At 66.2% G+C, this 24,148-nt stretch carries 19 protein-coding genes; 12 read left to right on the top strand and 7 right to left on the bottom strand.

Annotated features, from left to right (window positions below; genetic code table 11):
- Positions 1-30: 30 nt before the first annotated feature.
- Entirely contained in the window at positions 31-1,911 is a 1,881-nt protein-coding gene (locus MTR62_RS01785) for an ABC-F family ATP-binding cassette domain-containing protein (protein ID WP_244016558.1), read from the bottom strand.
- Between the two features lie 201 nt (positions 1,912-2,112).
- Between MTR62_RS01785 and MTR62_RS01780 the strand changes: the two genes are divergently transcribed.
- The 8 genes from MTR62_RS01780 (at position 2,113) to MTR62_RS01745 (ending at position 11,933) form a co-directional block, all read left to right on the top strand.
- Positions 2,113-3,123 (top strand): efflux RND transporter periplasmic adaptor subunit, encoded by a 1,011-nt coding sequence (locus MTR62_RS01780; RefSeq protein ID WP_244016557.1) that lies wholly within the window; start codon positions 2,113-2,115, stop codon positions 3,121-3,123.
- Complete coding sequence (locus tag MTR62_RS01775) at positions 3,120-4,967, top strand: ATP-binding cassette domain-containing protein (RefSeq protein WP_244016556.1); 1,848 nt, start codon at positions 3,120-3,122, stop codon at positions 4,965-4,967. The genes MTR62_RS01780 and MTR62_RS01775 overlap by 4 nt, the downstream gene beginning before the upstream one ends.
- The gene (locus MTR62_RS01770; protein ID WP_244016555.1) at positions 4,964-6,100 is read left to right on the top strand and encodes an ABC transporter permease; all 1,137 of its coding nucleotides are present in this window, start codon (positions 4,964-4,966) and stop codon (positions 6,098-6,100) included. Before MTR62_RS01775 ends, MTR62_RS01770 begins: the two co-directional genes overlap by 4 nt.
- Positions 6,101-6,112: 12 nt before the next feature.
- Positions 6,113-7,225, top strand: a complete 1,113-nt coding sequence (locus MTR62_RS01765) for an ABC transporter permease (protein WP_244016554.1) — start codon at positions 6,113-6,115, stop codon at positions 7,223-7,225.
- A gap of 66 nt (positions 7,226-7,291) precedes the next feature.
- Positions 7,292-8,812, top strand: coding sequence for an efflux transporter outer membrane subunit (locus tag MTR62_RS01760; protein ID WP_244016553.1), 1,521 nt, complete (start codon positions 7,292-7,294; stop codon positions 8,810-8,812).
- A 180-nt stretch (positions 8,813-8,992) separates the two neighbouring features.
- Positions 8,993-9,298: an FtsB family cell division protein gene (locus MTR62_RS01755; RefSeq protein WP_407672573.1), complete on the top strand. Its 306-nt coding sequence runs from the start codon at positions 8,993-8,995 to the stop codon at positions 9,296-9,298.
- 179 nt (positions 9,299-9,477) lie between these two features.
- Positions 9,478-10,566 carry a pyruvate dehydrogenase (acetyl-transferring) E1 component subunit alpha gene (gene pdhA / locus MTR62_RS01750; protein WP_244016551.1) on the top strand — a complete coding sequence of 363 codons (1,089 nt, stop codon included), beginning with the start codon at positions 9,478-9,480 and terminating at the stop codon, positions 10,564-10,566.
- Entirely contained in the window at positions 10,566-11,933 is a 1,368-nt protein-coding gene (locus MTR62_RS01745; protein ID WP_244016550.1) for a pyruvate dehydrogenase complex E1 component subunit beta, read from the top strand. Before pdhA ends, MTR62_RS01745 begins: the two co-directional genes overlap by 1 nt.
- Before the next feature lie 108 nt (positions 11,934-12,041).
- On the opposite strand, the gene MTR62_RS01740 is transcribed toward MTR62_RS01745, so the two are convergent.
- From MTR62_RS01740 to MTR62_RS01730, 3 genes are read right to left on the bottom strand one after another with little or no spacing between them, the layout of a single operon-like run.
- Positions 12,042-12,719, bottom strand: a complete 678-nt coding sequence (locus tag MTR62_RS01740; protein WP_244016549.1) for a TadE/TadG family type IV pilus assembly protein — start codon at positions 12,717-12,719, stop codon at positions 12,042-12,044.
- Positions 12,716-13,333: a TadE/TadG family type IV pilus assembly protein gene (locus tag MTR62_RS01735; protein WP_244016548.1), complete on the bottom strand. Its 618-nt coding sequence runs from the start codon at positions 13,331-13,333 to the stop codon at positions 12,716-12,718. The genes MTR62_RS01740 and MTR62_RS01735 overlap by 4 nt, the downstream gene beginning before the upstream one ends.
- Positions 13,330-15,201: a pilus assembly protein TadG-related protein gene (locus MTR62_RS01730; protein WP_244016547.1), complete on the bottom strand. Its 1,872-nt coding sequence runs from the start codon at positions 15,199-15,201 to the stop codon at positions 13,330-13,332. Before MTR62_RS01730 ends, MTR62_RS01735 begins: the two co-directional genes overlap by 4 nt.
- Positions 15,202-15,497: 296 nt before the next feature.
- On the opposite strand from MTR62_RS01730, the gene MTR62_RS01725 reads away from it, so the two are divergent.
- Both MTR62_RS01725 and MTR62_RS01720 read left to right on the top strand, forming a co-directional pair.
- Entirely contained in the window at positions 15,498-16,211 is a 714-nt protein-coding gene (locus MTR62_RS01725; protein WP_244016546.1) for a hypothetical protein, read from the top strand.
- A 66-nt stretch (positions 16,212-16,277) separates the two neighbouring features.
- Positions 16,278-16,754, top strand: coding sequence for an EF-hand domain-containing protein (locus MTR62_RS01720; RefSeq protein WP_244016545.1), 477 nt, complete (start codon positions 16,278-16,280; stop codon positions 16,752-16,754).
- 90 nt (positions 16,755-16,844) lie between these two features.
- Here MTR62_RS01720 and trmFO read toward each other — a convergent pair whose 3' ends face one another.
- The gene (trmFO, locus tag MTR62_RS01715; protein WP_244016544.1) at positions 16,845-18,206 is read right to left on the bottom strand and encodes a methylenetetrahydrofolate--tRNA-(uracil(54)-C(5))-methyltransferase (FADH(2)-oxidizing) TrmFO; all 1,362 of its coding nucleotides are present in this window, start codon (positions 18,204-18,206) and stop codon (positions 16,845-16,847) included.
- A gap of 201 nt (positions 18,207-18,407) precedes the next feature.
- On the opposite strand from trmFO, the gene MTR62_RS01710 reads away from it, so the two are divergent.
- The gene (locus MTR62_RS01710) at positions 18,408-19,094 is read left to right on the top strand and encodes a hypothetical protein (protein WP_244016543.1); all 687 of its coding nucleotides are present in this window, start codon (positions 18,408-18,410) and stop codon (positions 19,092-19,094) included.
- A gap of 52 nt (positions 19,095-19,146) precedes the next feature.
- On the opposite strand, the gene MTR62_RS01705 is transcribed toward MTR62_RS01710, so the two are convergent.
- Positions 19,147-19,515 carry a DUF952 domain-containing protein gene (locus MTR62_RS01705; RefSeq protein ID WP_244016542.1) on the bottom strand — a complete coding sequence of 123 codons (369 nt, stop codon included), beginning with the start codon at positions 19,513-19,515 and terminating at the stop codon, positions 19,147-19,149.
- Positions 19,512-22,298: a DNA gyrase subunit A gene (gene gyrA / locus MTR62_RS01700; RefSeq protein WP_244016541.1), complete on the bottom strand. Its 2,787-nt coding sequence runs from the start codon at positions 22,296-22,298 to the stop codon at positions 19,512-19,514. The genes MTR62_RS01705 and gyrA overlap by 4 nt, the downstream gene beginning before the upstream one ends.
- A 374-nt stretch (positions 22,299-22,672) precedes the next feature.
- Between gyrA and MTR62_RS01695 the strand changes: the two genes are divergently transcribed.
- Positions 22,673-23,998 (top strand): hypothetical protein, encoded by a 1,326-nt coding sequence (locus tag MTR62_RS01695; RefSeq protein WP_244016540.1) that lies wholly within the window; start codon positions 22,673-22,675, stop codon positions 23,996-23,998.
- The last annotated feature ends 150 nt before the right edge of the window (positions 23,999-24,148 follow it).

Genomic DNA, 24,148 nt, shown 5'->3' with positions numbered 1-24,148 from the left:
ATCTGTCTCGCGCAGGACAAGGGCGCGGTGTCAGCGTCCGCCCATGACCTCTTCGAGCGCTTCGCTGGCTTCGAGCCAGGCCATCTCGGCCTCTTCGAGCGCGGCGCTGACGGTGGTGTGGCGCTTGCCGAGCTCGCCGATGGCAAGGCCCTTGAGATCGCCCTTGGCGGCATTGGGATCGACCAGCGCGGCGTCGAGCGCGTCGAGCTGTGTCTGGAGCCGCTTCATCGCGGTTTCGGCTTCGGTCACCTGCCGGCGCAGCGCCTTGAGCTCCTCGCGCGCGACACTGCCCGATTTGCGCGCCGGCGCAGCCTCGGCGCGGGCCGCAGGCTCGTCCTTGCGGGGCTGGTTACGACCCAGGACGAAGTCGATGTAGTCATCCATCGAGCCGTCGTAGGGCGTCGCCTCGCCCTGATCGACCAGCACCAGCCGGTCGGCGGCCATCTCGACCATGTGGCGATCGTGGCTGACGAGGATCACCGCGCCTTCAAAGGCGTTGAGCGCCTGCACCAGCGCCTCGCGCGCGTCGACGTCGAGGTGGTTGGTCGGCTCGTCGAGGATGAGCATGTGCGGCGCCTCGCGCGTCACCAGCGCCAGAGCCAGACGCGCGCGCTCGCCTCCCGACATCGTGCGCACGTCCGAGGTCGCCCGGTCGCCCGAGAACCCGAACCGACCAAGCTGGTTGCGGACCGCGAGCGGTGGCTTGTCGGGCATGGCGCGGGTCATCAGTTCGAGCGGGGTGGAACCGGCGGGCAGTTCCTCGACCTGATACTGGGTAAAGTAGCCGATGCGGATGCGGGGCGAAAAGCTGGTCTCGCCTTCCATCGGTTCGAGCTGGCGGGCGATCAGGCGCGCCAGCGTGGTCTTGCCATTGCCGTTGCGGCCGAGCAGCGCGATGCGGTCGTCGGGGTCGATGCGCAGGTTGAGCCGGCGCAGGATCGGCTTGCCGTCCTCGTACCCGACCGCCGCCTTGTCGAGCGTGACCAGCGGTGGACGCAGTTCGTCCGGGCTGGGAAAATCGAAGCGCATCGAGGGATCTTCGGCGAGCGTCACGATCGGCTGCATCTTGGCCAGCATCTTGGCGCGCGACTGGGCCTGCTTGGCGGTCGAGGCGCGCGCGGAATTGCGCGCGACGTAATCGGCGAGCTTCTTGCGCTGGGCCTCCTGGCTGGCCTTGGCCGCCTCGGCCTGCGCCGCGCGTTCGGCGCGCAGCCGCTCGAAACTGTCGTACGTGCCGGGATAGAGCGTCAGTTTGCCGTTCTGCAGGTGGAGGATATGGTCGACCACGCTGTTGAGCAGGCTGCGTTCGTGGCTGATGACGATGAGCGTGCCGGGATAGCTCGACAGGAAGCTTTCCAGCCACAGCGTCGCTTCGATATCGAGGTGGTTCGAAGGTTCGTCGAGCAGCAGCACGTCGGGCTGCGAGAACAGCAGCGCGGCAAGCGCCACGCGCATCTTCCACCCGCCGGAAAAGCTGTCCAGCGCTTGGCCCTGCATCGTCTCGTCGAAGCCAAGGCCAACCAGGATGCGCGCCGCGCGTGCCGGAGCCGAATAGGCGTCGATGGCGATCAGCCGCTCGTGCACGTCGCCAAGCCGGTTGGGATCGGTGCAGGTCTCCGCCTCGGCGAGCAGCGCGGTGCGCTCCTTGTCGCCATCGAGCACGGCTTCGAACGGGGTCCTGGTCCCGCTTGGTGCTTCCTGCGCGATATAGCCCAGACGCGCGCGGCGCGGCATGTCGAGCGAACCGCCGTCGGGTTCGAGCTCGCCGATCACGGTCTTGACCAGCGTGGATTTTCCCGCCCCGTTGCGCCCGATCAAACCCACCTTGCCGCCTTGCGGTATGGTGGCGCTGGCCTGGTCGAGAATGGTTCGGCCGCCAAGACGGACGGTGAGATCGCGAATGGTAAGCATAGCCGCGCGCCTAGCAGGCCCGCAGGCATTTCCCAAGGGCCCATCGTGGGCGCGCCGGGCTTTGATGCCGGACAGATTTTATCGATTGCAGCGCCGCTTAGAACGTGACCAGGCGCCTGTGCGGTTTGATTTCGGTGCGGCAACGCGCAACACTCGATCCGCATTTGCGGCGAATGGGACGAATCAGAGGGGCCTTTGGCAATGAAGAAGACCGTTGTGGCGGCAATCGTGGTGCTGGCTCTGGTGGTCGGCGGCGCGGTCTTGCTCCTGACGCGCGGCCCGGCCTACGACGGGACGCTTACCCTCCACGGTAATGTCGACCTGCGCCAGGTCTCGCTCGCGTTTGAGGATAGCGGGCGGATCGATGCGCTCGCGGTCGAGGAGGGCGATCGCGTGCGCAAGGGCGATAGGCTCGCCCGGCTCGACACCACGACGCTTGCCTTGCAGGCCCGGCAGGCCGAAGCGGACCTGGCCGGGCGGCAGGATCAGCTGCGCCAGTTGCGCAACGGCTCGCGGCCCGAGGAAATCGCGCAGGCGCGCGCCACGCTCGCCGCCGCCCAGGCCGATGTGGCGCGTACCGCAAGCGACCTCGCGCGCCTGCAAACCGTTTCGGCAAAGACCAACGGACGCGGCGTGAGCGCGCACGATCTCGACGCCGCGCGCAGCGCCGCCGCCGCCGCTTCCGCCAGGGCGCGCGAAGCGGGCGAAGGTCTGGCTCTTGCCCGCAAGGGCCCGCGCGAGGAACAGATTGCGGCCGGATCGGCGCAGGTCGATGCGGCAAGCGCCCAGCTGGCCCTGTTGCGCCACCGCATCGCAAAGGGCACGCTCATCGCGCCATCGGACGGCGTGGTGCGTTCGCGTCTGCTCGAAGTGGGGGCCATGGCCTCGCCCCAGACGCCGGTCTACGACATTGCGCTGACCAGCCCCAAATGGGTGCGGGTCTACGTCACCGAGACCGATCTTGGCCGTATCCGCCCCGGAATGGCGGCGCAGGTCACGACCGACGCGGCACCCGATGCGCCCGTTACCGGGCATGTCGGCTATATTTCTTCGGTTGCCGAATTCACGCCCAAGTCGGTCGAGACCGAGGATTTGCGCACCGCGCTGGTCTACGAAGTGCGCATCATGGTCACCGACAAGGACGATCGGCTGCGGCTCGGTCAGCCGGTCACGGTCCGGCTCGATACGGCGGTGTCGGGAGCGGCGCGGTGAACACGGCCCACGCGGCGCGGTTCGGGCCGAGCGAGGAGGGGGCCTTCGTCGTGCGCGCCGAGGGGCTCTGCAAGCGCTTTACAGGACCCGACGGCAAGCCGTTCGACGCGCTTGGCGGGGTGAGCTTCGAGGTCGCGGCCGGGCGGCTGACCGCGCTGGTCGGACCGGACGGGGCGGGCAAGACGACGTTGATGCGCCTGATGGCGGGCCTGCTCCATCCCGACGGCGGATCGCTCTCGGTCCTGGGCCACGACACCCGGCGCGAGGCGCAGGCGATCCAGAACCGCATCAGCTACATGCCCCAGCGTTTCGGTCTTTACGAGGACCTGAGCATTCAGGAAAACCTCGACCTTTACGCCGATCTGCACGGGGTCGATCGCGCGATCCGCGCCGCGCGCTTTGCCCGCCTGCTCGAAATGACCGACCTGGCGCGCTTCACCGCGCGGCCCGCCGGGCAGCTTTCGGGCGGCATGAAGCAGAAACTGGGGCTGGCCTGCACGCTCGTTCGCGTGCCTGACCTGCTGCTGCTCGATGAGCCGAGCGTCGGGGTCGATCCGCTATCGCGGCGCGACTTGTGGGAAATCATCGCGCAGATGATCGCTGAGGAGGGGCTGAGCGTCGTCGTCAGCACCGCCTACATGGACGAGGCCGAGCGCTGCGACCGGGTGCACGTCTTCAACAAGGGCGAGCAGCTGGCCGAGGGGACGCCCGATGAACTGCGCCGGCGGGTCCGTGGGCTGACCTACGTCGCCCCGCCCGCGAAAGACGAACCCGCGCGCGATCTTCAGGCCCGGCTGATCGACGCGCCCGAACGCGTCGTCGATGCGGTGCCGAGCGGGGGCGAGGTCCGCTTCATTCGCCGCCCTGAATGCGCATTGGATACGCTGGGCGATCTGCTGGGTGCATCCCCGGCCAGTGCGCGGCCGGAAGAACTCGAAGACGCCTTCATGCTGCTTTTGCGCGAACACGAGACGCGCCGCGCCGATGAGGCCGATGCGGCGCGCCCGGCAAGTGGACTGACGATGGAAAGCGCAACGCACTTCGGGGCACAGGACCCGCAAAGCGTGATCGTGGTCCGGGATCTGGTGCGCACTTTTGGCGATTTCACCGCGGTCGCCAGCACCAGCTTCGACGTGCGGCGAGGCGAGATATTCGGCCTTCTGGGCCCCAATGGCGCGGGCAAGACGACCACGTTCCGGATGCTGTGCGGTCTGCTTCCAGCCAGCAGCGGCCATCTTGAGGTGGCGGGCGTGAACTTGCGCAAGGCGCGGGCCGAGGCGCGCAAGCGGATCGGGTATGTCGCGCAGAAATTCGCGCTCTACGCCAATCTTTCGGTGCGCGAGAACCTGGAGTTCTTCGGCGGCGCCTACGGCCTTCGCGGGCGCGCGCTGCGCGCGCGAATTCACGCGATCGAAGCGCAGTTCGAACTCGAACCGGCAGCGCAGAGCGGGACTTTGCCGCACGGCTACAAGCAGCGCCTAGCCATGGCCGCCGGGCTCATTCACGAACCGCGCATCCTCTTTCTCGACGAGCCGACCAGCGGGATCGACCCGCTCGCCCGGCGCGCGTTCTGGCGCACCATCACCGCGCTCTCGCAATCGGGGGTGACGATCATCATCACCACGCACTTCATGGAAGAAGCCGAATACTGCGACCGCATCGCGATCCAGGATGCGGGCAAGCTGCTCGCCCTGGGCACCCCGCGTGAGGTTCGCGCCAAGGCGGGCGATGCGGGGCGGGACATGAACAGCGCTTTCATCGCCATCGTCGAGCAGTCGCGCCGGGAAAAGGCCGAGGCGCTGGAACAGCGCAGGGCAGGCGAGCGGGCGGAGAGCGTGGCGTGAGCGCCTCCGCCTCGGGCTTTCGCGTGCGGATCGTCGCGCTCGTGCGCAAGGAAATGCGCCAGATGCTGCGCGACCGCTCGAACCTGCTGGTCGGGTTCCTGCTGCCCGTCGCGCTGATCCTGCTGTTCGGCTACGGCCTGTCGTTCGACGTCAAGAACGCGCCGGTGGCGATCGTCACCGACCAGCCATCGCTCGGCGCGCGCGAACTGGTCGCGGGGATCGAGGGGTCAGCCTACCTCTCGGCGCGTCCGGTCGCGACCATGGCCCAGGCCGAGGATTTGCTTGGCAGTGGCAAGGTCGATGCAATCGTGCGCATTCCGGTCGACTTCGCGCGCCGCGAGGGGCAGGGACACGCGCCGGTCCAGCTCATTCTCAACGGCATCGATTCGGTTACCGCCAGCACGCTCGAGGCCTATATCGCGGGCGCGGTGAGCAAGGCCCTGGCGCACCGTATGGATCGCGGGCAGGCGACAGGCGGCGAAGCGGGGCAGGTCGAGATCGTCCAGCGCATCTGGTTCAACGAAACCTCGAACAGCACGTGGTATCTGGTTCCGGGCCTCGTCGTGCTCATCATGACGCTCGTGGGCGCGTTCCTCACCTCGTTGCTGGTCGCGCGCGAGTGGGAGCGCGGCACGCTCGAATCGCTGTTCGTGACCCCGGTGCGCCCACTCGAGATCGTGCTCGCCAAGCTGGTTCCCTACGTGCTCGTCGGGCTGATCGATCTGGCCATGTGTCTGGTCGCCGCGCGGCTGCTGTTCGACGTGCCGATCCGGGGCTCGCTGTTCGCGGTGCTGCTTTCCTCGACGATGTACCTCATCGTTTCCCTGCTCCTCGGGCTGTTCATCTCGGGCACCACGCGCAACCAGTTCGCCGCGAGCCAGGTCGCGCTCTTGACCAGTTTCATGCCCGCGATGATGCTTTCAGGCTTCGTGTTCGACTTGCGCAACGTTCCCGTGGGCGTGCAGATTGCCGCGCAGATCGTACCCGCGACGCATTTCATGGCGGTCATCAAGACGCTGTTCCTTGCCGGGACCGATTGGGCGATGGTCATGCGAAGCGTGCTGATCCTGGGGGGCTACGCGCTCGTGCTCACCGTGCTGACCCGGCGCACCGTGCGCAAGCGGCTCGATTGAGGGAGCCGATCCATGGACCGCATCCTTTCCGTCCTGTTCATGATCCTGACGCTGATCCGCAAGGAACTGCTGGCGATCTTCAAGGACCCGGCAAACCGCATCGTGCTGTTTGCCCCGGCTTTCGTGCAGACGCTGCTGTTCGGCTACGCCGCCTCGTTCGACCTGACCAACGTGCCCTACGCCGTGCTCGACCAGAGCCGCAGCGCGGCCTCGAGCGAATTGCTTGCGCATCTCGACGGAACGGGCGTGTTCCGCCGCACCGCCACGCTGACTACCCCCGATCAGATCGCCGGGGTCATCGACGGGGGCAGCGCGCTCATGGCGATCAGCATCCCGGCCGATTTTGCGGACCGGCTCGCGCAGGGGCGCAGCGCTCCGGTGCAACTGATCCTCGACGGGCGCAATTCGACTACGGCGGGTTCCGCTTCGGGCTATGTCGCCTCAGTTGCCACGGCGTTCAACGCGCGGCACGGCGGCGGCGGCGGCGTGACGCTGGTGCGCCGGGCCTGGTACAATCCCAACCTGCAGTCGCGCTGGCAGATCGTGCCCGCGATGGTCGCGACCCTCAGTATGCTCCAGACGCTCCTGCTCGCCGCGCTGTCGGTCGCGCGCGAGCGCGAGCAGGGAACATTCGACCAGCTTCTGGTCACCCCGCTGACCCCGCTCCAGATCCTCATCGGCAAGTCGATCCCCTCGATCATGGTGGGTATGCTGCAATCAACGATCGTGCTGATGATCTCGCTGTTCTGGTTCCACATCCCGATGAGCGGCTCGGTCGCGCTGCTCTATCTGGGCCTCGTCACCTTTACCGGAGCCTCGGTCGGGATCGGCATGTCGCTCTCGGCGCTGGCGCTCAACATGCAGCAGGCGATGCTCTACACCTTCCTGCTGATTATGCCGCTGACCCTGCTTTCGGGCCTCATCACGCCGATCCGCAACATGCCCCAGGTGCTCCAGATCGCGACTTACGTGAACCCCTTGAGGTTCGGGGTCGATCTGGTTCGCCGGGTCTATCTCGAAGGCGCCGGGCTCGGCGATATCTACCCCGACTTCCTGCCCATGTTCGCGGTGGCGGCGGTCACGCTTCCACTGGCGGGCTGGCTGTTCCGCCACCGCCTGGCCTGATCGCAAGGGGCCTGTCTGACCATGTTCGAACCCTTCGCCACGAACCGCGTAACCAGGATGCCTGCCATGCCTTCGCTTCTCCTCCTTCGTTCCGCGCCCGGTCTGCGCCGTACGGTCGCGGCGGCGGCCCTGCTGCTGGTCGGAGCCTGCACCATGGGGCCGGACTTCGCGAAGCCGCAGGTCGCGGCGCCGGCCGACTGGTCGAGCTGGCGTTCAGGTGACGCGGCGCTGCACGAGGCCCTGCCGCACGGCGCGGCTTTGCCCGAAAGCTGGTGGACGCTCTGGGGTGATCCCGTGCTCGACGGGCTCGAAGCGCGGGCGCTGGCCGCCAACGCGAATCTTGCCAGCGCCGCGCTGCATTTCGCCGAGGCGCGCCTCGAACGCCAGAGCGCGGGCTCCGCGCTCCTGCCCCAGGTCGACGCCAAAGGGTCCGTCACCCGCAACCGCCTGAGCGAGAACGGTTCCTCCACCCGTCTGTTCGACGTCATCGGCACCTCGGCGGAGCGTGACGAGATGGCCAAGTTCCTCGCCAATCCGTTCACGCTGTTTCAGGGTGGGTTCGACGCGGGGTGGGAGCCCGACCTGTGGGGGAAGGTGCGCCGCTCGCTCGAGGCCGGGGATGCGCACGTCGCGGGCGAGGCCGCGCTGCTCGACCTCACCCGGCTTTCAGTGGCGAGCGAAGTGGCGCGCGCCTACGTCGCGTTGCGCACGGTCCAGCGCCAGATCGGCTACACCCGGCAGGATATCGCCGCGTTGAGCGAGCGTGAGGCGATCGTGGACGCGCGCGTTGCGGGCGGACTCGAGGATCACACCGCGCTCGAGACCGAACACAACCAGCTCGCCGCACTGCGCGCGAACCTGCCCACGCTTCAGGCCAGCGAGGCGCAATGGCTCAACGCGCTGGCGGTGTTGGTGGGCGATCATCCCGGAACCCTTCAGGGCTTGCTCGGCGACGCGGGGGCCGCGCTGCCCCGCACCGAGCCCGACTTCTCACCCGGCCTGCCCTCGCAAGTGGCGCTCGCGCGGCCCGACGTGCGCGCCGCCCTGGCGCAGCTCCATGCGGCGACAGCGCAGATCGGGGTGGCGCAGGCCGACCTCTATCCCAGCATCCGGCTCGGCGGGAGCTTTGCACTCGAATCGTACAAGAGCGAAAACCTGTTCGACTGGGGCAGCCGTAGCTGGTCGATCGGGCCGAGCCTCGACCTGCCGCTGTTCGATGGCGGGCGGCGGCGTGCCGTCGTCAAGCTGCGCAAGCTCGAACAGCGCGAGGCGGCGGTCGCTTTCCAGAACACCGTGCTCAAGGCCTGGCAGGACATCGACGATGCGCTCAACGGCTATGCCGCCGAGCGCCAGCGCCATGCCGCGCTGTCCGCGCGCCTCGCCAGCGCGGAGCGCACCCTCGCGCTGGTCGAGGCGCAGAACGCGGCAGGCAACGTCAACGCGCTGCCCGTGCTCGACGCGCAGCGCGGCGTCCTCGCCGCCCGCCGCGATCTGGTCGCGTGCGAGGGCGATCTGCGCACGCGCTTCATCGCGATCAACAAGGCGATCGGCAACGGGCCGCGAACCGACGGCGAACCGGCCAAGTGATGGTCCCGCCCCCAGGGCGGGAGCGGAACAGTTTCGGGGTTGTGAGCCAGTTATCGACACAAATCGTTTCGCGGATGGGCCGGACCGAACCGCCGGGCTCTGTCGCCGATTTTGCGAATCGCCTAGAATTAAGGCTTGCAAGCGCGAATCGCTTGTGATTCTATCGATTGCATGAGGACGATGCACCGCGACACTTCCATCATCCGTGAACGGCTTGTCCAGGGGCTGCCTCTGGCGCTGCTCCTGCTCATGGGCGGCTTCGCGGTGGCCGGGCCCAGTGGGCTGCTCGCCTGGGGTGAGAACCAGCGCCTGCTCGAAGCCCGCAAGCTCAGTCTGGTGCAGTTGCAGGATCAGCGCGACCAGTTGCGCAATCGTGTGAACCTGCTTGCGCCCGATCACGTCGATCCCGATCTGGCGGGCGAATTGCTGCGCAGCAATCTCAATGTCGCCCGTCCGGACGAAAAGGTTCTCCTGCTGCCCCACTGATCGGGTGGGCGCGCCCCGCACAAAACCGCGATGATGCACTTTATTGCAACCATAGTTGCGTCGAATGGTACAAAAAGTGCTATGAAATGGCGCAATTTCGGGCTTGGAACGCTTTCTCTGCGCGGTCGATTTTCCTATATCGACTGGCACAAGCCATCCTTACCCCAGGGGGAGCAGCATTGCGTAAAACAAAGACTGACGCCGCGTCCGGCACGCCGGAGACGACGGTAACGCCAGCCGCCGAAGACGATTTCGCCCTCGACACCCTGCAGACCGCCCTTGCTGCGGACAAGCGCTACAAGGCGAGCCAGGAAGAGCTGCTCAAGCTCTACGAGCAGATGCTGCTCATCCGCCGCTTCGAGGAAAAGGCCGGCCAGCTGTACGGCCTGGGCCTGATCGGTGGCTTCTGCCACCTCTACATCGGTCAGGAAGCGGTTGCGGTCGGTCTGCAGTCGGCGCTCGACGGCGACAAGGATTCGGTAATCACCGGCTACCGCGACCACGGTCACATGCTGGCCTACGGCATTGACCCCAAGGTCATCATGGCCGAGCTCACCGGACGTGCCGCCGGCATTTCCAAGGGCAAGGGCGGCTCGATGCACATGTTCAGCGTCGAGCACAAGTTCTACGGCGGCCACGGCATCGTCGGCGCGCAGGTTCCGCTCGGCGCGGGCCTCGCCTTTGCGCACAAGTACAACGAGGACGGCGGCGTCGCGATGGCCTACTTCGGCGACGGCGCGGCCAACCAGGGCCAGGTCTACGAAGCCTTCAACATGGCGGCGCTGTGGAAGCTCCCGATCATCTTCGTGATCGAGAACAACCAGTACGCGATGGGCACCGCGGTCAACCGTTCGTCGGCCGAGACCCACTTCTACCGCCGCGGCACCGCGTTCCGCATTCCGGGCATGCAGGTCGACGGCATGGACGTGCTCGAAGTGCGCAAGGCCGCCGAAGTCGCGCTCGAATACGTGCGCGCCGGCAATGGTCCGGTGCTCATGGAGCTCAACACCTACCGCTACCGTGGCCACTCGATGTCGGACCCGGCCAAGTACCGCAGCCGTGAGGAAGTCCAGGGCGTGCGCGACAAGCGCGACCCGATCGAACACGCCAAGGCCGAACTGGTCGGCATGGGCGTGAGCGAGGAGGCTCTCAAGGATCTCGACAAGCAGGTCCGCAAGCTGGTTACTGAAGCCGCCGATTTCGCCGAAAGCTCGCCCGAGCCCGAAATGTCCGAACTCTATACTGACGTCCTGGTGGAGCGCTACTGATGGCGATTGAACTGAAGATGCCCGCGCTCTCTCCCACGATGGAAGAGGGCAAGCTCGCGAAGTGGCTGGTCAAGGAAGGCGACGAGGTGTCCTCGGGCACCATCCTCGCCGAGATCGAGACCGACAAGGCGACGATGGAGTTCGAATCCATCGACGAAGGCACCATGGGCAAGATCCTTATCCCCGAAGGCACCGACGGGGTGAAGGTCGGCACCGTGATCGCGATGCTGGCTGGTGAAGGCGAGGACGCCTCGGCGATCGAAGCGCCTGCCGCTTCGGCTCCGGTCGCTGCGCCCGCTTCGGCGGTGATCCAGGACGTTTCGGCCGCCAGCGCTCCGGCACCCAAGCCGCGCGCCGCTGACCCCGAGATCCCGCACGGCACCAACATGAAGACCTCGACCGTGCGCGACGCGCTGCGCGATGCCATGGCCGAGGAAATGCGCCGTGACGAACGCGTCTTCGTGATGGGCGAGGAAGTTGCCGAGTACCAGGGCGCCTACAAGGTGACCCAGGGCCTGCTCGCCGAATTCGGCCCCAAGCGCGTGATCGACACGCCGATCACCGAATACGGCTTTGCCGGCATCGGCACCGGCGCCGCGATGGGCGGCCTGCGCCCGGTGATCGAGTTCATGACCTTCAACTTCGCGATGCAGGCGATCGACCACATCATCAACTCGGCCGCCAAGACCAACTACATGTCGGGCGGCCAGATGCGTTGCCCGATCGTGTTCCGTGGTCCCAATGGCGCTGCGTCGCGCGTGGGCGCGCAGCACTCGCAGAACTACGGGCCGTGGTACGCCAACGTTCCCGGCCTGGTGGTCATCGCGCCCTATGACGCGTCGGACGCCAAGGGCCTGATGAAGGCCGCGATCCGCAGCGACGATCCGGTCGTGTTCCTTGAGAACGAGCTGGTCTACGGCCGTTCGTTCGAACTGCCCGAGCTTGACGACCACGTCCTGCCTATCGGCAAGGCGCGCACCATGCGTGAAGGTTCGGACGTGACCATCGTGTCGTATTCGATCGGCGTCGGGCTCGCACTCGAAGCCGCCGAGAAGCTGGCCGAGGAAGGCATCGACGCCGAAGTCATCGACCTGCGCACGCTGCGTCCGCTCGACAAGGAAGCGGTTCTGGAGAGCCTTGCCAAGACCAACCGCATCGTGGTGGCCGAAGAGGGCTTCCCGGTCTGCTCGATCGCTTCGGAAATCGCGGCGATCTGCATGGAGGAAGGGTTCGACAACCTCGATGCGCCGGTCACCCGCGTGTGCAACGAGGACGTGCCGCTGCCCTACGCCGCGAACCTCGAGCACGCCGCGCTGATCGACACCGACCGCGTGATCGCGGCGGTCAAGAAGGTGTGCTACCGCTGATCCGAAACGAGCCGCTCGGGCCTTGCGGTCCGGGCATGTTCGGCCGAAAAAAAAGGGCCGCCGGGCAATCCCCGCGCGGCCCTTTTTCGTTCCGGCGTCCCCTGCGCGTCAGGCAAAGGCGTCGATGAAGAGGTTGCAGGTGTAGATCGGGTCCGGCTTGTCGCTGTCCGCCTGGTAGATCTGGGTCAGGTCGCGGCTCGATCGCACGGTGAAGGAGGCGACCGTGGAAATCCGGGGTGTGCCGATCAGAGCGTCGGAGACGAGCGGCTGATAATCGTACTGCAGTTCGACGAAGATCACCGCTTCGCCGGTGAGGGCGATGACCTCGCGCTCGCTTGGCCCCATCCCGTTGGTCAGCACGTCGCCCTGGTTGCCGTAATTGGAAGACGCGGCGAGCTTGCCCATGCAGCGTTGCCAGTGGATGTACTGGTTGCCGTTCGCATTGACCTCGAGACTGCTCACGATGACCCGGCCATGCTCGAAGAGCCCCATCCCTTGAGCGGCCTCGATCGACGCGCCGAGCAGCAGGTCGTTGATGTCCGATTCGTAGATCTTGCGGTTCTCGAGCGTCGAGGTGTCGCCAATGCGCGAGGCGTTGTCGGCGATGGAGACCGCCAGCTGGCCCACGCGCATCGTCTCGAGCGAATAGTTGGCCAGCTCCACCCCGCACAGCCCCGCGCCCAGAAAGAACGGCAGCACCAGTGCGGTTTCGGTGACCGCAAGGCCGCTGCGATCGCGCCAGAGCTGGCGCAGCGCAGCGGCGCAGAGCGGCGTAAGCGGGCTCATGGGCAGTTTCCTATGCTCGGGCTGGTCTCGCTGATGTCGTAAGGCTGGTTGCGCAGGACCGTGCGCGAGACCATGGTGTATGTGTCCTCGAAACCGAACAGCGCGGTCACCGGGAAGGGGCGGGGGTAGGTCACGCGCACGGTATAGAGCACCGCATCGCGGGCGCTGCCCTGGCCGGTCTTGCCCTGGTCTTCGTCCCAGGCGCCGTTGCCGTTGGCATCCTCGAACGGCTCGCCCGCATCGCAGCGGCCATCGCCGTTGAGATCGGTAAAATCTTCAGGCTTGCCCACGTCGCCGAACGAGGCATAGGCCTTGCGCGTGAAGGTCAGCGTGGCGGCGGGCGCGACGGCGTGAATCATCGTGGACACCCGCGCATCGAGCGCCGCGGCCTTGCTTGAGGCGCCTTCGATCGTCGAATCGCGCGCGGTCTGCTGGATCGCGCCTTCGAGCAATTCGGCGGTGTAGACGTTGTAGGCAAGATCGAAGAGCCCGAACAGGGTGATGAGCATGATCGGTGCGATCAGCGCGAATTCGACCGCGCTCACGCCGTCTTGCGCACGGGCGAGGCGTCTGGCCCGCCGCAGGACGAACAGGGGCAGGGCGCGCGGCGTCATTTCACGATCCTGATATCGCCCATCGACTTGGCGATCGAGGCAAAGGCGGCGTTGAGCTGGACGGCGTTGTCCGCCTGGTACCAGTGGCCGTTGCCCGCGCAGTTCTTGAGCATGTCGGTCATCTGCGTGCCAAAGCCGATCACCCACACCGTGATGTTGCGTTTCTTGACCTCGTTGCACGCAAAGGTGAAGCGCTTCTCGACCGTTTGCGTGAGCGTGTAGGGCGAGGAGGATGACCAGCGCCGCTGGCTCAGCGGCTCGATGCCATAGGTGCCGTAGCTGAACTCGGACGGCGCGGTTTCCCCATCGGTCAGAAAGATCATGTGACGCGAGGTTGCGGCGCTGCCGAGATCGGCGTTTTCCGCGGCAAACAGCCCGGTGGGCGAGAGCAGGCGGCCGCCCCAGATCATGCCGACGTCGTGGTACGTATTGCCATCGGGGCTGAGCGCATCGACGTAGGCGGCAACCTCGCTCGCGGTCATCTCGGCCAGCTTGCGGGCCTTGGCCGGGCAGGTGGTGAAGCCGTAGTTGCTGGCCTGGAGGTAATCGTCGGTGGTCATCACCGGGGTCTTCGACCAGGCGCCTCCGGTCGGCTTCCACGCGCGCTCGAACGAGATTTCGTGGAGCATCGGGGTCCACTGTGTCGACGGCTTGCTCGGATCGGGCACCGCATCAATGTCGAGGTCGAGCGCCTTGGTCAGGTCGACATTGTCATAGTCGGAGATCGTGTAGGTCGCGCGTTCCTCGACGCAGCCCTTGAACGTGGCCGACATGTAGTCCGGCGTAGGCGAGGGGTTGCCGTACATGCGCACCCACACCGTGCCGCCGTTGTACGCCGCGCTGCCGGTCGAGCCCTTGAGCGCGCTGACGTCGACGTCGAGCGCCTTGTACTGCCACTTGTAGACCTCCTTGGTCTCGGTCCCGTCCTGCTGCTTCAGGGTGCGGTAGACGTAGGTATTGTAGTTGGTGCCGGTGACGGTGTAGCCGCCATCGTGGTTGGTGCAGCTGTAGCTGGTCCCGGTGACGCGGGTGTCCCATACTTCGTAGCCGTTGCCGGATCCGTAGGCGATCATCGTCCAGGTCGCGGTGCTGCCGGGACAGGCGGCGGCGAAATAGGCGGCGATGGCGCTCTGCGTGCCGCTCATCGTGGTATAGGTGTACTTGTACTTGGTCACCGTCTCGACTTTGCCGGTGTCCTTGGCCACGCGCCCTTCGTAGGACCCGGTGTCGACGAGCCATTCGGACTTGAGCAGGTAGCCGACGTTGACGTTGGTCGAATAGGGCACGAAGCCGAAGCGGATGCGCACGCCGGGGGTCTTGCTGCCTTCGAGCTGGGCGTAGAAGTCCTTCACAACCTGACGCAGGATCGCGATCTTGGACTGGCTGTCGCCCGAATTGGTCTGCGCCATCGATCCGGTGGTATCGAGCACCATCATCACGTCGGTGTTTGAATAGTTGAGCTTGGCCGCGCAGGCGACCTTTACGTCGATGGCGTCCTGTCCGAACACGCGCATGATGGTTGTCGGCACCGAAGCGCTGGCCGTGCCCGAGAGGGTGTAGTCGCTGCCCAGCGTCATGGCGAAGCGGCGCGCGGTCGAACCGTAGGCGCCGCTGGCGAAATTGAGATTGAAGAAACGGTTGCCGATCACCGACACGCTCGAAGGGACGGTGCCGGTGGTGACCACTTGCGAACCGAGCGCCTTGCGCGCTGCAAGCACACCCGAATCGCAGGCCTGCTGGAGGCGGGTTTCGGAAAGATAGCTGCGCCCCATGTCGATCCCGCCGCCGACCAGGGCAAGCAGCGGCGCGATGGCGGCGGCAAAGATCATGAACGTGTTGCCCGCAAGGCTCCGCAGCAGGGCGCGCACGCCCCGCTTCGCCCGCCCGGTCGCGAACCCTATCCGCCTGCGCCCCTTGAAAATCATTGCTTGGTAAACGTCCGCCACGATGTCGCCCCCGGCGATAGGCCTAAAACCCTAACAATAGCGCCAAAACAACGGTTAACAGGGAGGCTTGGGCAGCTAGGGAAAGGGCGAATGATATCGATTGCAGTCAAACATTGCAGACAAGGCCGCTTTCGGCGGGGTCGCGCACGCACCCGCTTGTGGCGGTCGTGGGGTTGACGGCTCTTGAAACCTTAACGCGCACGGGTAAGAGGCGGACTGTGTCTACCGATAGCCCCGCTCCCCGCCCGTCCGTCCTGTCCGACGAACAGATCGAGGATGCGCTCAGCGCATCGCTCTCGCCGCTCGCACGCCTGGCACTGGCCTATGCCCCCAAGCCCCATCGCATGGCGACGCTGGGTCTGTTCGCGCTCGACGCGCGGCTTGCCAATCTGCTGCGCCACTCCAAGGAGCCGATGCTCGCGCAGTTGCGCCTGTCGTGGTGGCGCGAGACCTTGGGGCAGGACCGCGAGGCCTGGCCGGGCGGCGAACCGCTGCTCGCCGCGATGCGCCACTGGGATGGCGATCACCGCGGCGCGATCGCGCTGGTCGATGGCTGGGAAGCGCTGACCCGTCCGGCACCGCTCGCGCCCGAGGCGCTCCTGGCGATGGCGCAGGGACGCGGCGACGCGTTCGCGGCCTTTGCCCGCTGCGTTGGCTGTGCGCCACATGAAGAGGCCGCGCGCCGGATGGGGCTGGCCTGGGGCTTGACCGATCTTTCCGTGCGGCTGCGCAACGCCGAGGAGCGCGCGCATGTCGCCGCGCTGATCGAACTGGGGCACGGCGCGGGCACCGGGGCAGTTCCCAGGGCGCTGCGCCCGCTCAAGGTGCTTGAAGTTCTCTCCGCACGGCGCCACGCAAAGGGCTCCGAAGAAGCGGCACGCTCCCCGAGGGCGGTTTTGCTGGCGCTTCGCGTTGGCCTGCTGGGGCGGTGAACGATCTGTAATTTTACGTAAGGCACGTTCTTCGCCACCCTTGCCGGGCAAGCAGGGGGGTGTGCGATGAACCGGGTTGTCCTGGGCGCTCTGGGGGCGTTGTGCCTCGTCGGGCTGGGGCTGTTCTGGTGGCAGGGACGCGCGGAAGTGGAACGCGCCGCGCCCCCGCCCGAAGCCGCGCCCACCCGGAGCGGCGATCCCGATGCGCTCCCATCGGTCGCCAGCGATGACATGGTCGGGCTGGTCGGCCCCGCCCCGCCCGAGGCGACCGAGCTCAGCCGTGAACAGAAGCGTTTTGGCCGCTACGATCGCGACAGCGACGGCCGCATTACCCGCAACGAAATGCTATCGCCCCGCACCGAGGCTTTCCGCAAGCTCGACAAGGACGGCAACAACCTGCTGACGTTCGAGGAATGGGCGGTGGCCACGGTCGACAAGTTCGATCACGCCGATACCAATCATGACGACTGGCTGACCCCGGCCGAATTTCGCCGTACCGCACCGCCTCCGTCCAAACCCAAGCCGCGCTGTTCGTGCAAGTGACCGCGCGGGGGGCTGTCCACACGGTGTCTGCCGCTGGACAGGGGGCAGGGCGAATCGGTCTTGCGCTGGACAGCCGCCCCGCCAAGGGCCTCAGGCGTGGGTGAGCGTTTCGAGCCAGGGACCGATTTCGTCCTTGGCACGGGCGGTATAGGCTTCCTTGCGGGCCTTCTTCTTGACGTCGTGGAGTGGCGGAAACAGTCCGAAATTGACGTTCATCGGCTGAAAGGTCTCGGCCTCGGCATCGCCGGTGATGTGCGCGAGCAGGGCACCCATCGCGGTGGTGCGCGGCGGCGTGGTCCAGGGACGACCGGCGAGTTCGGCGGCCGTCATCAGACCGGCCATGAGCCCTACGGCCGAACTTTCGACATAGCCCTCGCATCCGGTGATCTGGCCGGCGAAGCGAACGTGCGGCGCGCTTCTGAGCCGCAGCTGCCGGTCGAGCAGGACCGGCGAGTTGAGGAAGGTGTTGCGGTGCAGGCCGCCAAGCCGCGCGAATTCGGCGTTTTCAAGCCCTGGGATGGTGCGGAACAGGCGCACCTGTTCGGCGTGCTTGAGCTTGGTCTGGAAGCCGACCATGTTGAACAGCGTGCCCAGCTTGTTGTCCTGGCGCAGCTGGACGACGGCGTAGGGCCAGCGTCCGTTGGGGTGTTCCTCGGTCGCCCAGTGCGGGTTGTCGAGCCCGACCGGCTTCATCGGCCCGAAGCGCAGCGTTTCCACCCCGCGTTCGGCCATGACCTCGATCGGCATGCAGCCGTCGAAATAGGGGGTGCTGGCTTCCCAGTCCTTGAACACGGTCTTTTCGCCGTCGATCAGCGCCTGGTGAAAGGCGAGGTACTGCTCCTTGTTCATCGGGCAGTTGATGTAGTCCTTGGTCCCGCCGCCGGTCTTGGACGGCTTGTCCCAGCGCGAGGCCATCCAGCACACGTCCATGTCCACGCTGTCGCGGTAGACGATCGGGGCGATGGCATCGAAGAAGGCGAGGCTGTCCGATCCCGTCGCCGCGCCGATGCTGTGCGCCAGCGCCTCGGCGGTGAGCGGCCCGGTGGCGATGATCGTGGTGCCTTGCGTGGGCAGGACGTCGATCCTCTCGCGCACGATCTCGACGTTGGGCAGCGCGGTCAGGCGGCGTTCGACTTCGGCCGAAAAGACCTCGCGATCGACCGCAAGCGCGGACCCGGCGGGGACCGCGGCGACATGGGCGGCGGCCATGATGAGCGAATCGCAGGCGCGCATTTCATGGTGGAGCAAGCCCACCGCGTTCTTTTCGTCATCGTCGGAACGGAACGAGTTCGAGCAGACGAGTTCGGCAAGCCCGTCCCCCTGATGGGCCGGCGTGCGCTCGCCCGTGCCGCGCATTTCGGACAGGCGCACCGAAAACCCGCGCCGCGCCAGCTGCCAGGCGGCTTCGCTTCCGGCGAGGCCGCCGCCGATGATGTGAACCTTCTGTGTCATGAAATCGCGCCTAGCCCTTCTGCAAGCCGACGGGAAGGGACTGATTGGTGGGGGACGTACCGCTTACCCCCCCCTTTGGTCGAGGCGCCGCGGGGGCTTTCTGCCGCCCTGGGACTTGTCCTGAAGGACAGCGCATGGAATGACGCGCAAACGGGCGCGCGTCACCGGCGCTCGCTCGAATGAAGAAGGGGTCGAAGGTCCATGCCCAGACGCGCGCTCATCGAACGCCGGCCATGGCTGCTTTGCAGCCTGGCGCTGGCGTTCCTCTACGGGTGGGTCCTGCTGACCCGCACGCCGCTTGCAGGGCTCTATCTGATGGCGCTGTCGGGCGCGCCGTTCGGCTTGCTGGCCGCTTATGCGCTGCTGCGCCACAAGGGCAGCGACACGCAAGGGCTCGGGCTCATGCTGGGCCTCGAAGGCGTGGCGACCGGGCTTTCATCTGTCTTTCCCGACGCGACGATGATGGTGATGCTGTTTGGCTGGGCAGCCGGGCTGACGCTTTTCCTGCGCCACCGCGCGGCAACACCCGATCTCAACCGGCGGATAGGCGCTGCGGCGCTGCTGCTGGGGACCCCGGCCATGTGCTATGTCGCGGCCAGCCAGAGCGATGCCAGCGTGCCGCTGTTCTATGGCCTGCTGCTCGGCGCCCTGGCTGCGAGCGCGTGGATGAGCACGTTCGCGCAAGGGCGCGTCGGGATCGGCGGGGTGCTGGTGGTCTTCGGCGGGGTGTTGCAGATCACCGTGCCCGACTACCTCTCGGCCCAGAACGGACAGGCGCCGATTGCCTGGCTGGCGTTCTATTTCGGCAACCTTGTCCTGGCGACAGGCGTGACCGGCGAACTGCGTCTGCGCCACGCGCGCGCACTGACCGACTGGGACAACTTCTAAAAGGCTGCCTCCGCCGGTTCACGCGGCGCGCGGCCCCGTGGAACCGGGCGGTTCAAGCCTGTCCGGCGTGTCCGGGAAGCACAAGTTCACCGGTTTCGCTACGCGTCACCGGGCCATAGCCGATGATCGCGCTCAACGGCAGTTCGCCGTAAAGGTGCGGGAACAGCGCCCCGCCACGCGCGACTTCCCAACGGATCGCGCCTTCGAGCGCGTCGAGGTTGACCGCGGCGAGGAACAGATTGTCCTGTCCGGCAAAATGCTTGTCCAGCGTGCCATTCACCTGTCCTGCATCGGACAGGTGAATGTACCCATCGGTGACGTCGATCGGTGCGCCGGCGAAGGTGCCTTTGCCCAACAGTTCGTCCATCTGCTCGGCGGTCAGGATCTTGTAGGCGATCCCGGTCGAGGCGATTTCGTTCATGCCTCGGCGTCTCCTTCGCTTTCGCTGGCCGGAGGCAGAGCCTGTCCGTCGCCCGCAACCGGTGCATCGACGGCGGCGCCCGCTTCGGCTTCGTCGTCCTCGCTCGTTTCGTTCAGGCTGACCGCGCTGACGACATGCTCGTCCTTGGCAACGTTGAACAGGCGAACACCGGCCGAACCGCGCCCGATCACCCGCATCGTCTCGAGCGGGAGGCGGATCATCTTGGCCTGGTCGGTGACCAGCATGAGCTGCTGCTCACGGGTGGCGGGGAAGCTTGCGACCACGTCGCCGTTGCGGGCGATGTTATCGATATTGGTGATGCCCTGGCCGCCACGGCCGGTGCGGCGGTACTCGTAGGCCGAGGACATCTTGCCGTAACCGTTGGCGCAGACGGTGAGGATGAACTGTTCGCGCTCGGCGAGCTCGGTAAAGCGATCATCGGGGAGGGCGCAGGTGCCTTCGCGTTCGCCCTTCCACGGCGCGAACTTCAGGTACTCGTCGCGTTCGTCCGAATCGGTCCCCACGCGGTGCAGGATCGAGAGCGAGATCACCCGGTCGTCGTCCTTGAGCGTCATGCCGCGAACACCGGTCGAGGTGCGGCTCGTGAACTCGCGCACGTCGTCACCGGCAAAGCGGATGGCCTTGCCCTTGCGCGTGGCGAGCAGCACGTCGTCGCTTGGGTCGAGCAGGGCCACGCCAATCAGCCAGTCGTCGCCGGGGGTGCCGTCGGGATTGGTGTCGAACTTCATCGCGAACTTGCCGTTCGAGGGAATGTTCGCGAACGAATCCATCGAGTTGCGGCGCACGTTGCCCTTCGAAGTGGCGAACACGACAGAAAGCTTGCCCCACTCGTCCTCGTCCTCGGGGAGGGCGAGGACGGTCTGGATCGTTTCGTCCTTGTCCAGCGCTGGCAACATGTTGACGATCGGTCGACCGCGCGTTGCCGGACCGCCTTCGGGAAGGCGATAGACCTTGAGACGGTAAACCTTGCCCGCGGTCGAGAAGAACAGCACGGGGTTGTGCGTCGAGGTGACGAACATCGTCGTCACCGCATCCTCGTCCTTGGTCGCCATGCCCGCACGGCCCTTGCCGCCGCGCGCCTGGGCGCGGAAGGTCGAAAGCGGGGTGCGCTTGATGTAGCCGTCCATGGTGACGGTCACGACCATATCCTCGCGCTCGATCAGGTCTTCGTCGTCGATCCCGTCGAAAGCGGCGGTGATCTCGGACAGGCGCGGGGTCGCATAGGCGTCGCGCACGGCCTTCAATTCACCGCGCATGACTTCGTAGAGCTTTACCCGATCGGCCAGGATCGAGAGGTATTCCTCGATCGCGGCGGCCAGCTGCTTGAGCTCGTCGCCGATCTCGTCGCGGCCGAGCGCGGTCAGGCGGTGCAGGCGCAGGTCGAGGATGGCGCGCACCTGGATTTCGGACAAGCGGTAGACACCGCCCGATTCCTCGGCGTTGGGCTCGATCGCCTCGACCAGGCGGATATAGGGCGCGATCTCGCCGATCGGCCACTCCTTGGCGATCAGCTTGGCGCGCGCTTCGGCCGGGTTGGGCGAGCCACGGATGATGCGCACCACTTCATCGAGGTTGGACACCGCGACGACGAGGCCGAGCAAGATATGCGCCCGGTCGCGCGCCTTGTTCAATTCGAACTTGGTACGCCGGGTGATCACTTCCTCGCGGAAGGTGATGAAGGCCTTGAGGATGTCGCGCAGCGACATGATTTCCGGGCGGCCACCGCGAATGGCGAGCATGTTGGCCGCGAAGTTCGACTGCGCGGGCGTGTTGCGCCAGACTTGGTTCAGCACGACCTCGGGCGAAGCGTCCCGCTTGAGGTCGATGACCACGCGCACGCCTTCGCGGTTGGACTCGTCGCGAATGTCCGAGACACCCTCGATGCGCTTGTCCTTGGCCGCTTCGGCGATCTTTTCGACGAGGTTGTTCTTGCCGACCTGATAGGGGATCGAGGTGAGCACGATCGAGCGACGATCGCCGCGACCTTCCTCGATTTCATGGCGGCAGCGCTGGACGATCGAGCCGCGCCCGGTGACATAGGCGTTGCGCGCGCCGCTCTTGCCCAGGATCAGCGGTGCGGTCGGGAAGTCGGGGCCCGGAATGATTTCGCACAGTTCCTCGACCGTGGTCGCGGGATTGTCCATCAGGGCAAAACAGCCGTCGATCACTTCGCCCAGATTGTGCGGCGGAATGTTCGTCGCCATGCCGACCGCGATACCACCCGCGCCGTTGACCAGCAGGTTGGGGAAGCGGGCGGGAAGAACGGTGGGTTCGCTTTCCGAACCGTCGTAGTTGTCTGCGAAATCGACCGTGTTCTTGTCGATGTCGGACAGCAGTTCGTTGGCGCTCTTGTCGAGGCGGGCCTCGGTGTAACGCATCGCGGCCGGCGGATCGGGGTCCATCGAACCGAAGTTGCCCTGGCCATCGACCAGCGGCAGGCGCATCGACCAGGGCTGGGTCAGACGGGCCAGCGCGTCGTAGATCGCGCTGTCGCCATGGGGGTGGTACTTACCCATGACGTCACCGACGATGCGGCTCGACTTGCGATACGGCTTGCCCGCGACATAGCCCGCTTCCTGGCACGCGTAGAGAATGCGCCGGTGCACCGGCTTGAGACCGTCGCGCACGTCGGGGAGCGCGCGGCTCACGATCACGCTCATCGCGTAATCGAGATAGCTCGACTTCATTTCATCGACGATGTCGACGCGGGCGTATTCGCCCTCGGGGCCACTCGGCGGTGTCTTTTCGGTGTCGTCGCTCACGCGCTTTTGTCGTCTTTTGCTGCAATTTTCCAGAACGGATAGTCTGCCCTAGGGCATGGCATGGGCGATTGCCACTGCAACCTTGCCCGAGGGGCCGTTTGGGGCGCTCTTTTCCACAAATTCAAGGGCGGAGCGCCGCTTTTTCGCGCCGAAAGGGGTACCTGCAAGGCTACGCCGCCTTGCCGGTGCGACGAGCCGAGCCCCGTTGATGCGACCAGCGGCATTCAATACGCGTTCAGCCGGTGAAGCCTATTGCGCCGCAACGGTTGCCAATTTGAAATTTCGCCGCCATCACGCGGCACGTAAGCCGATTTTTTCCGGGAGTATCGCGCAACGGCGCGCCTTCCTGTCGCACAAGAGGAGTTAGCCTGTTTATGGCTCGCACGTTCCTGATTTCCCGAGTTGCCCTGGCTGTCGCTCTTTCGGGCGGCATGATCGCCACCATGGCTCCCACCGCCGCCTTCGCGAAGAAGAAGGAAGAGCAGAAGGGCGCCGCCGGCGAATACTCCAAGCCGTTCGTCGAAGCGGTGATGCCGATCCAGAAGGCCGTGCAGGCGGGGCGCACCGCGCTGACCGCGACCCCGAACGAGACCACCATCAAGGCCGCCGCCGACACGATCAACACCGAGCTTGGCGGCGATGCCAAGGGCGCGTTCGCGAAGGCCGAGGAACTGGCCAAGTCGGGTGACGAGAAGAACCTGCTGGGTGACATGATGCGCTTCTTCGCGATCGTCTCGCAGGATGACGCGCTCAAGATCCACGCCTCGCAGCTGCGCCTCGAGAGCGGCAAGGTCGATGCCAAGGATGCCGGCGCGCTCAACTACGAAATCGGCGCGAGCTACTTCAACACCAAGGACTGGCCGCACGCGATCCAGTACCTCAAGGCGGCCAAGGACGCCGGTTTCGTCGCGCAGCAGAACGATATCGACATGTTGATCGCCGAAGCCTACCGCCAGAGCGGCGACACCGCCTCGGCCAACCAGATCATCAAGGCCAAGCTCGACGCCGAGATCGCCGCGGGCGAAAAGCCGAACGAAACGCTGCTGCGCCGCGCGCTGCAGACCGCGTTCGACGCCAAGGACCTGGCCACCGTCGCACAGTATTCGCCGCTGCTGGGCAAGAACTATCCCTCGCCCGACGTATGGTACGTGACCGCCGCGATGATCCGCGAGCTGACCAGCCTGCCGCCCGCGCAGAACCTCGATCTCATGCGCCTGATGTTCGATGCCGGCGCGCTCAAGGAAAAGCGTGACTTCCTCGAATACCTCGAGGATGCCGATCCGCGCGCCTATCCGGGCGAAGCGCTCAAGGTGATGGACGCCGGCCTTGCCAAGGGCAAGCTGGCCGCATCGGATCTGGGCACCGAAAAGGCCGACACCGAAGCGCGCGCCAAGTCCGACAGGGCCTCGCTTCCCGGCCAGGAAGCCGAAGCCAACAAGCCCGGTGCCTCGGTCAAGGTGCTGACCGATGCGGGCGACGTGTTCCTGAGCTACGACCAGCCCGCCAAGGCCGAAGGGTTCTATGCGCGCGCTCTGGCCATGCCTGGCGTCGATGCCAACAAGGTCGCCATGCGCCTGGGCATCGCGCAGGTTCGCGAAGGCAAGTACGCCGACGCGCAGGCGAGCTTCGCCAAGGTGACCGGCGCGACCAAGCCGGTCGCGGACCTGTGGGCAGCCTTCGCCGCCAGCAAGGGCGCCTGATTGCGAACACGGCGCGGGGGGCAGGGCGCTGCGGCGCTGCTCCCCCCCCCCCCCCCGCCATGCGCGGGGATCGGTTCGATCCAGACACGAAAAAGGGGCGCTGCGAGGACCTTCATCAGGTCTCGCAGCGCCCCTTTTTTTGGCGATGCG

The organism is Novosphingobium organovorum (assembly GCF_022832435.1).
Classification (GTDB): Bacteria; Pseudomonadota; Alphaproteobacteria; order Sphingomonadales; family Sphingomonadaceae; genus Novosphingobium; species Novosphingobium organovorum.
This window is presented reverse-complemented; position numbering and strand designations above follow the sequence as displayed.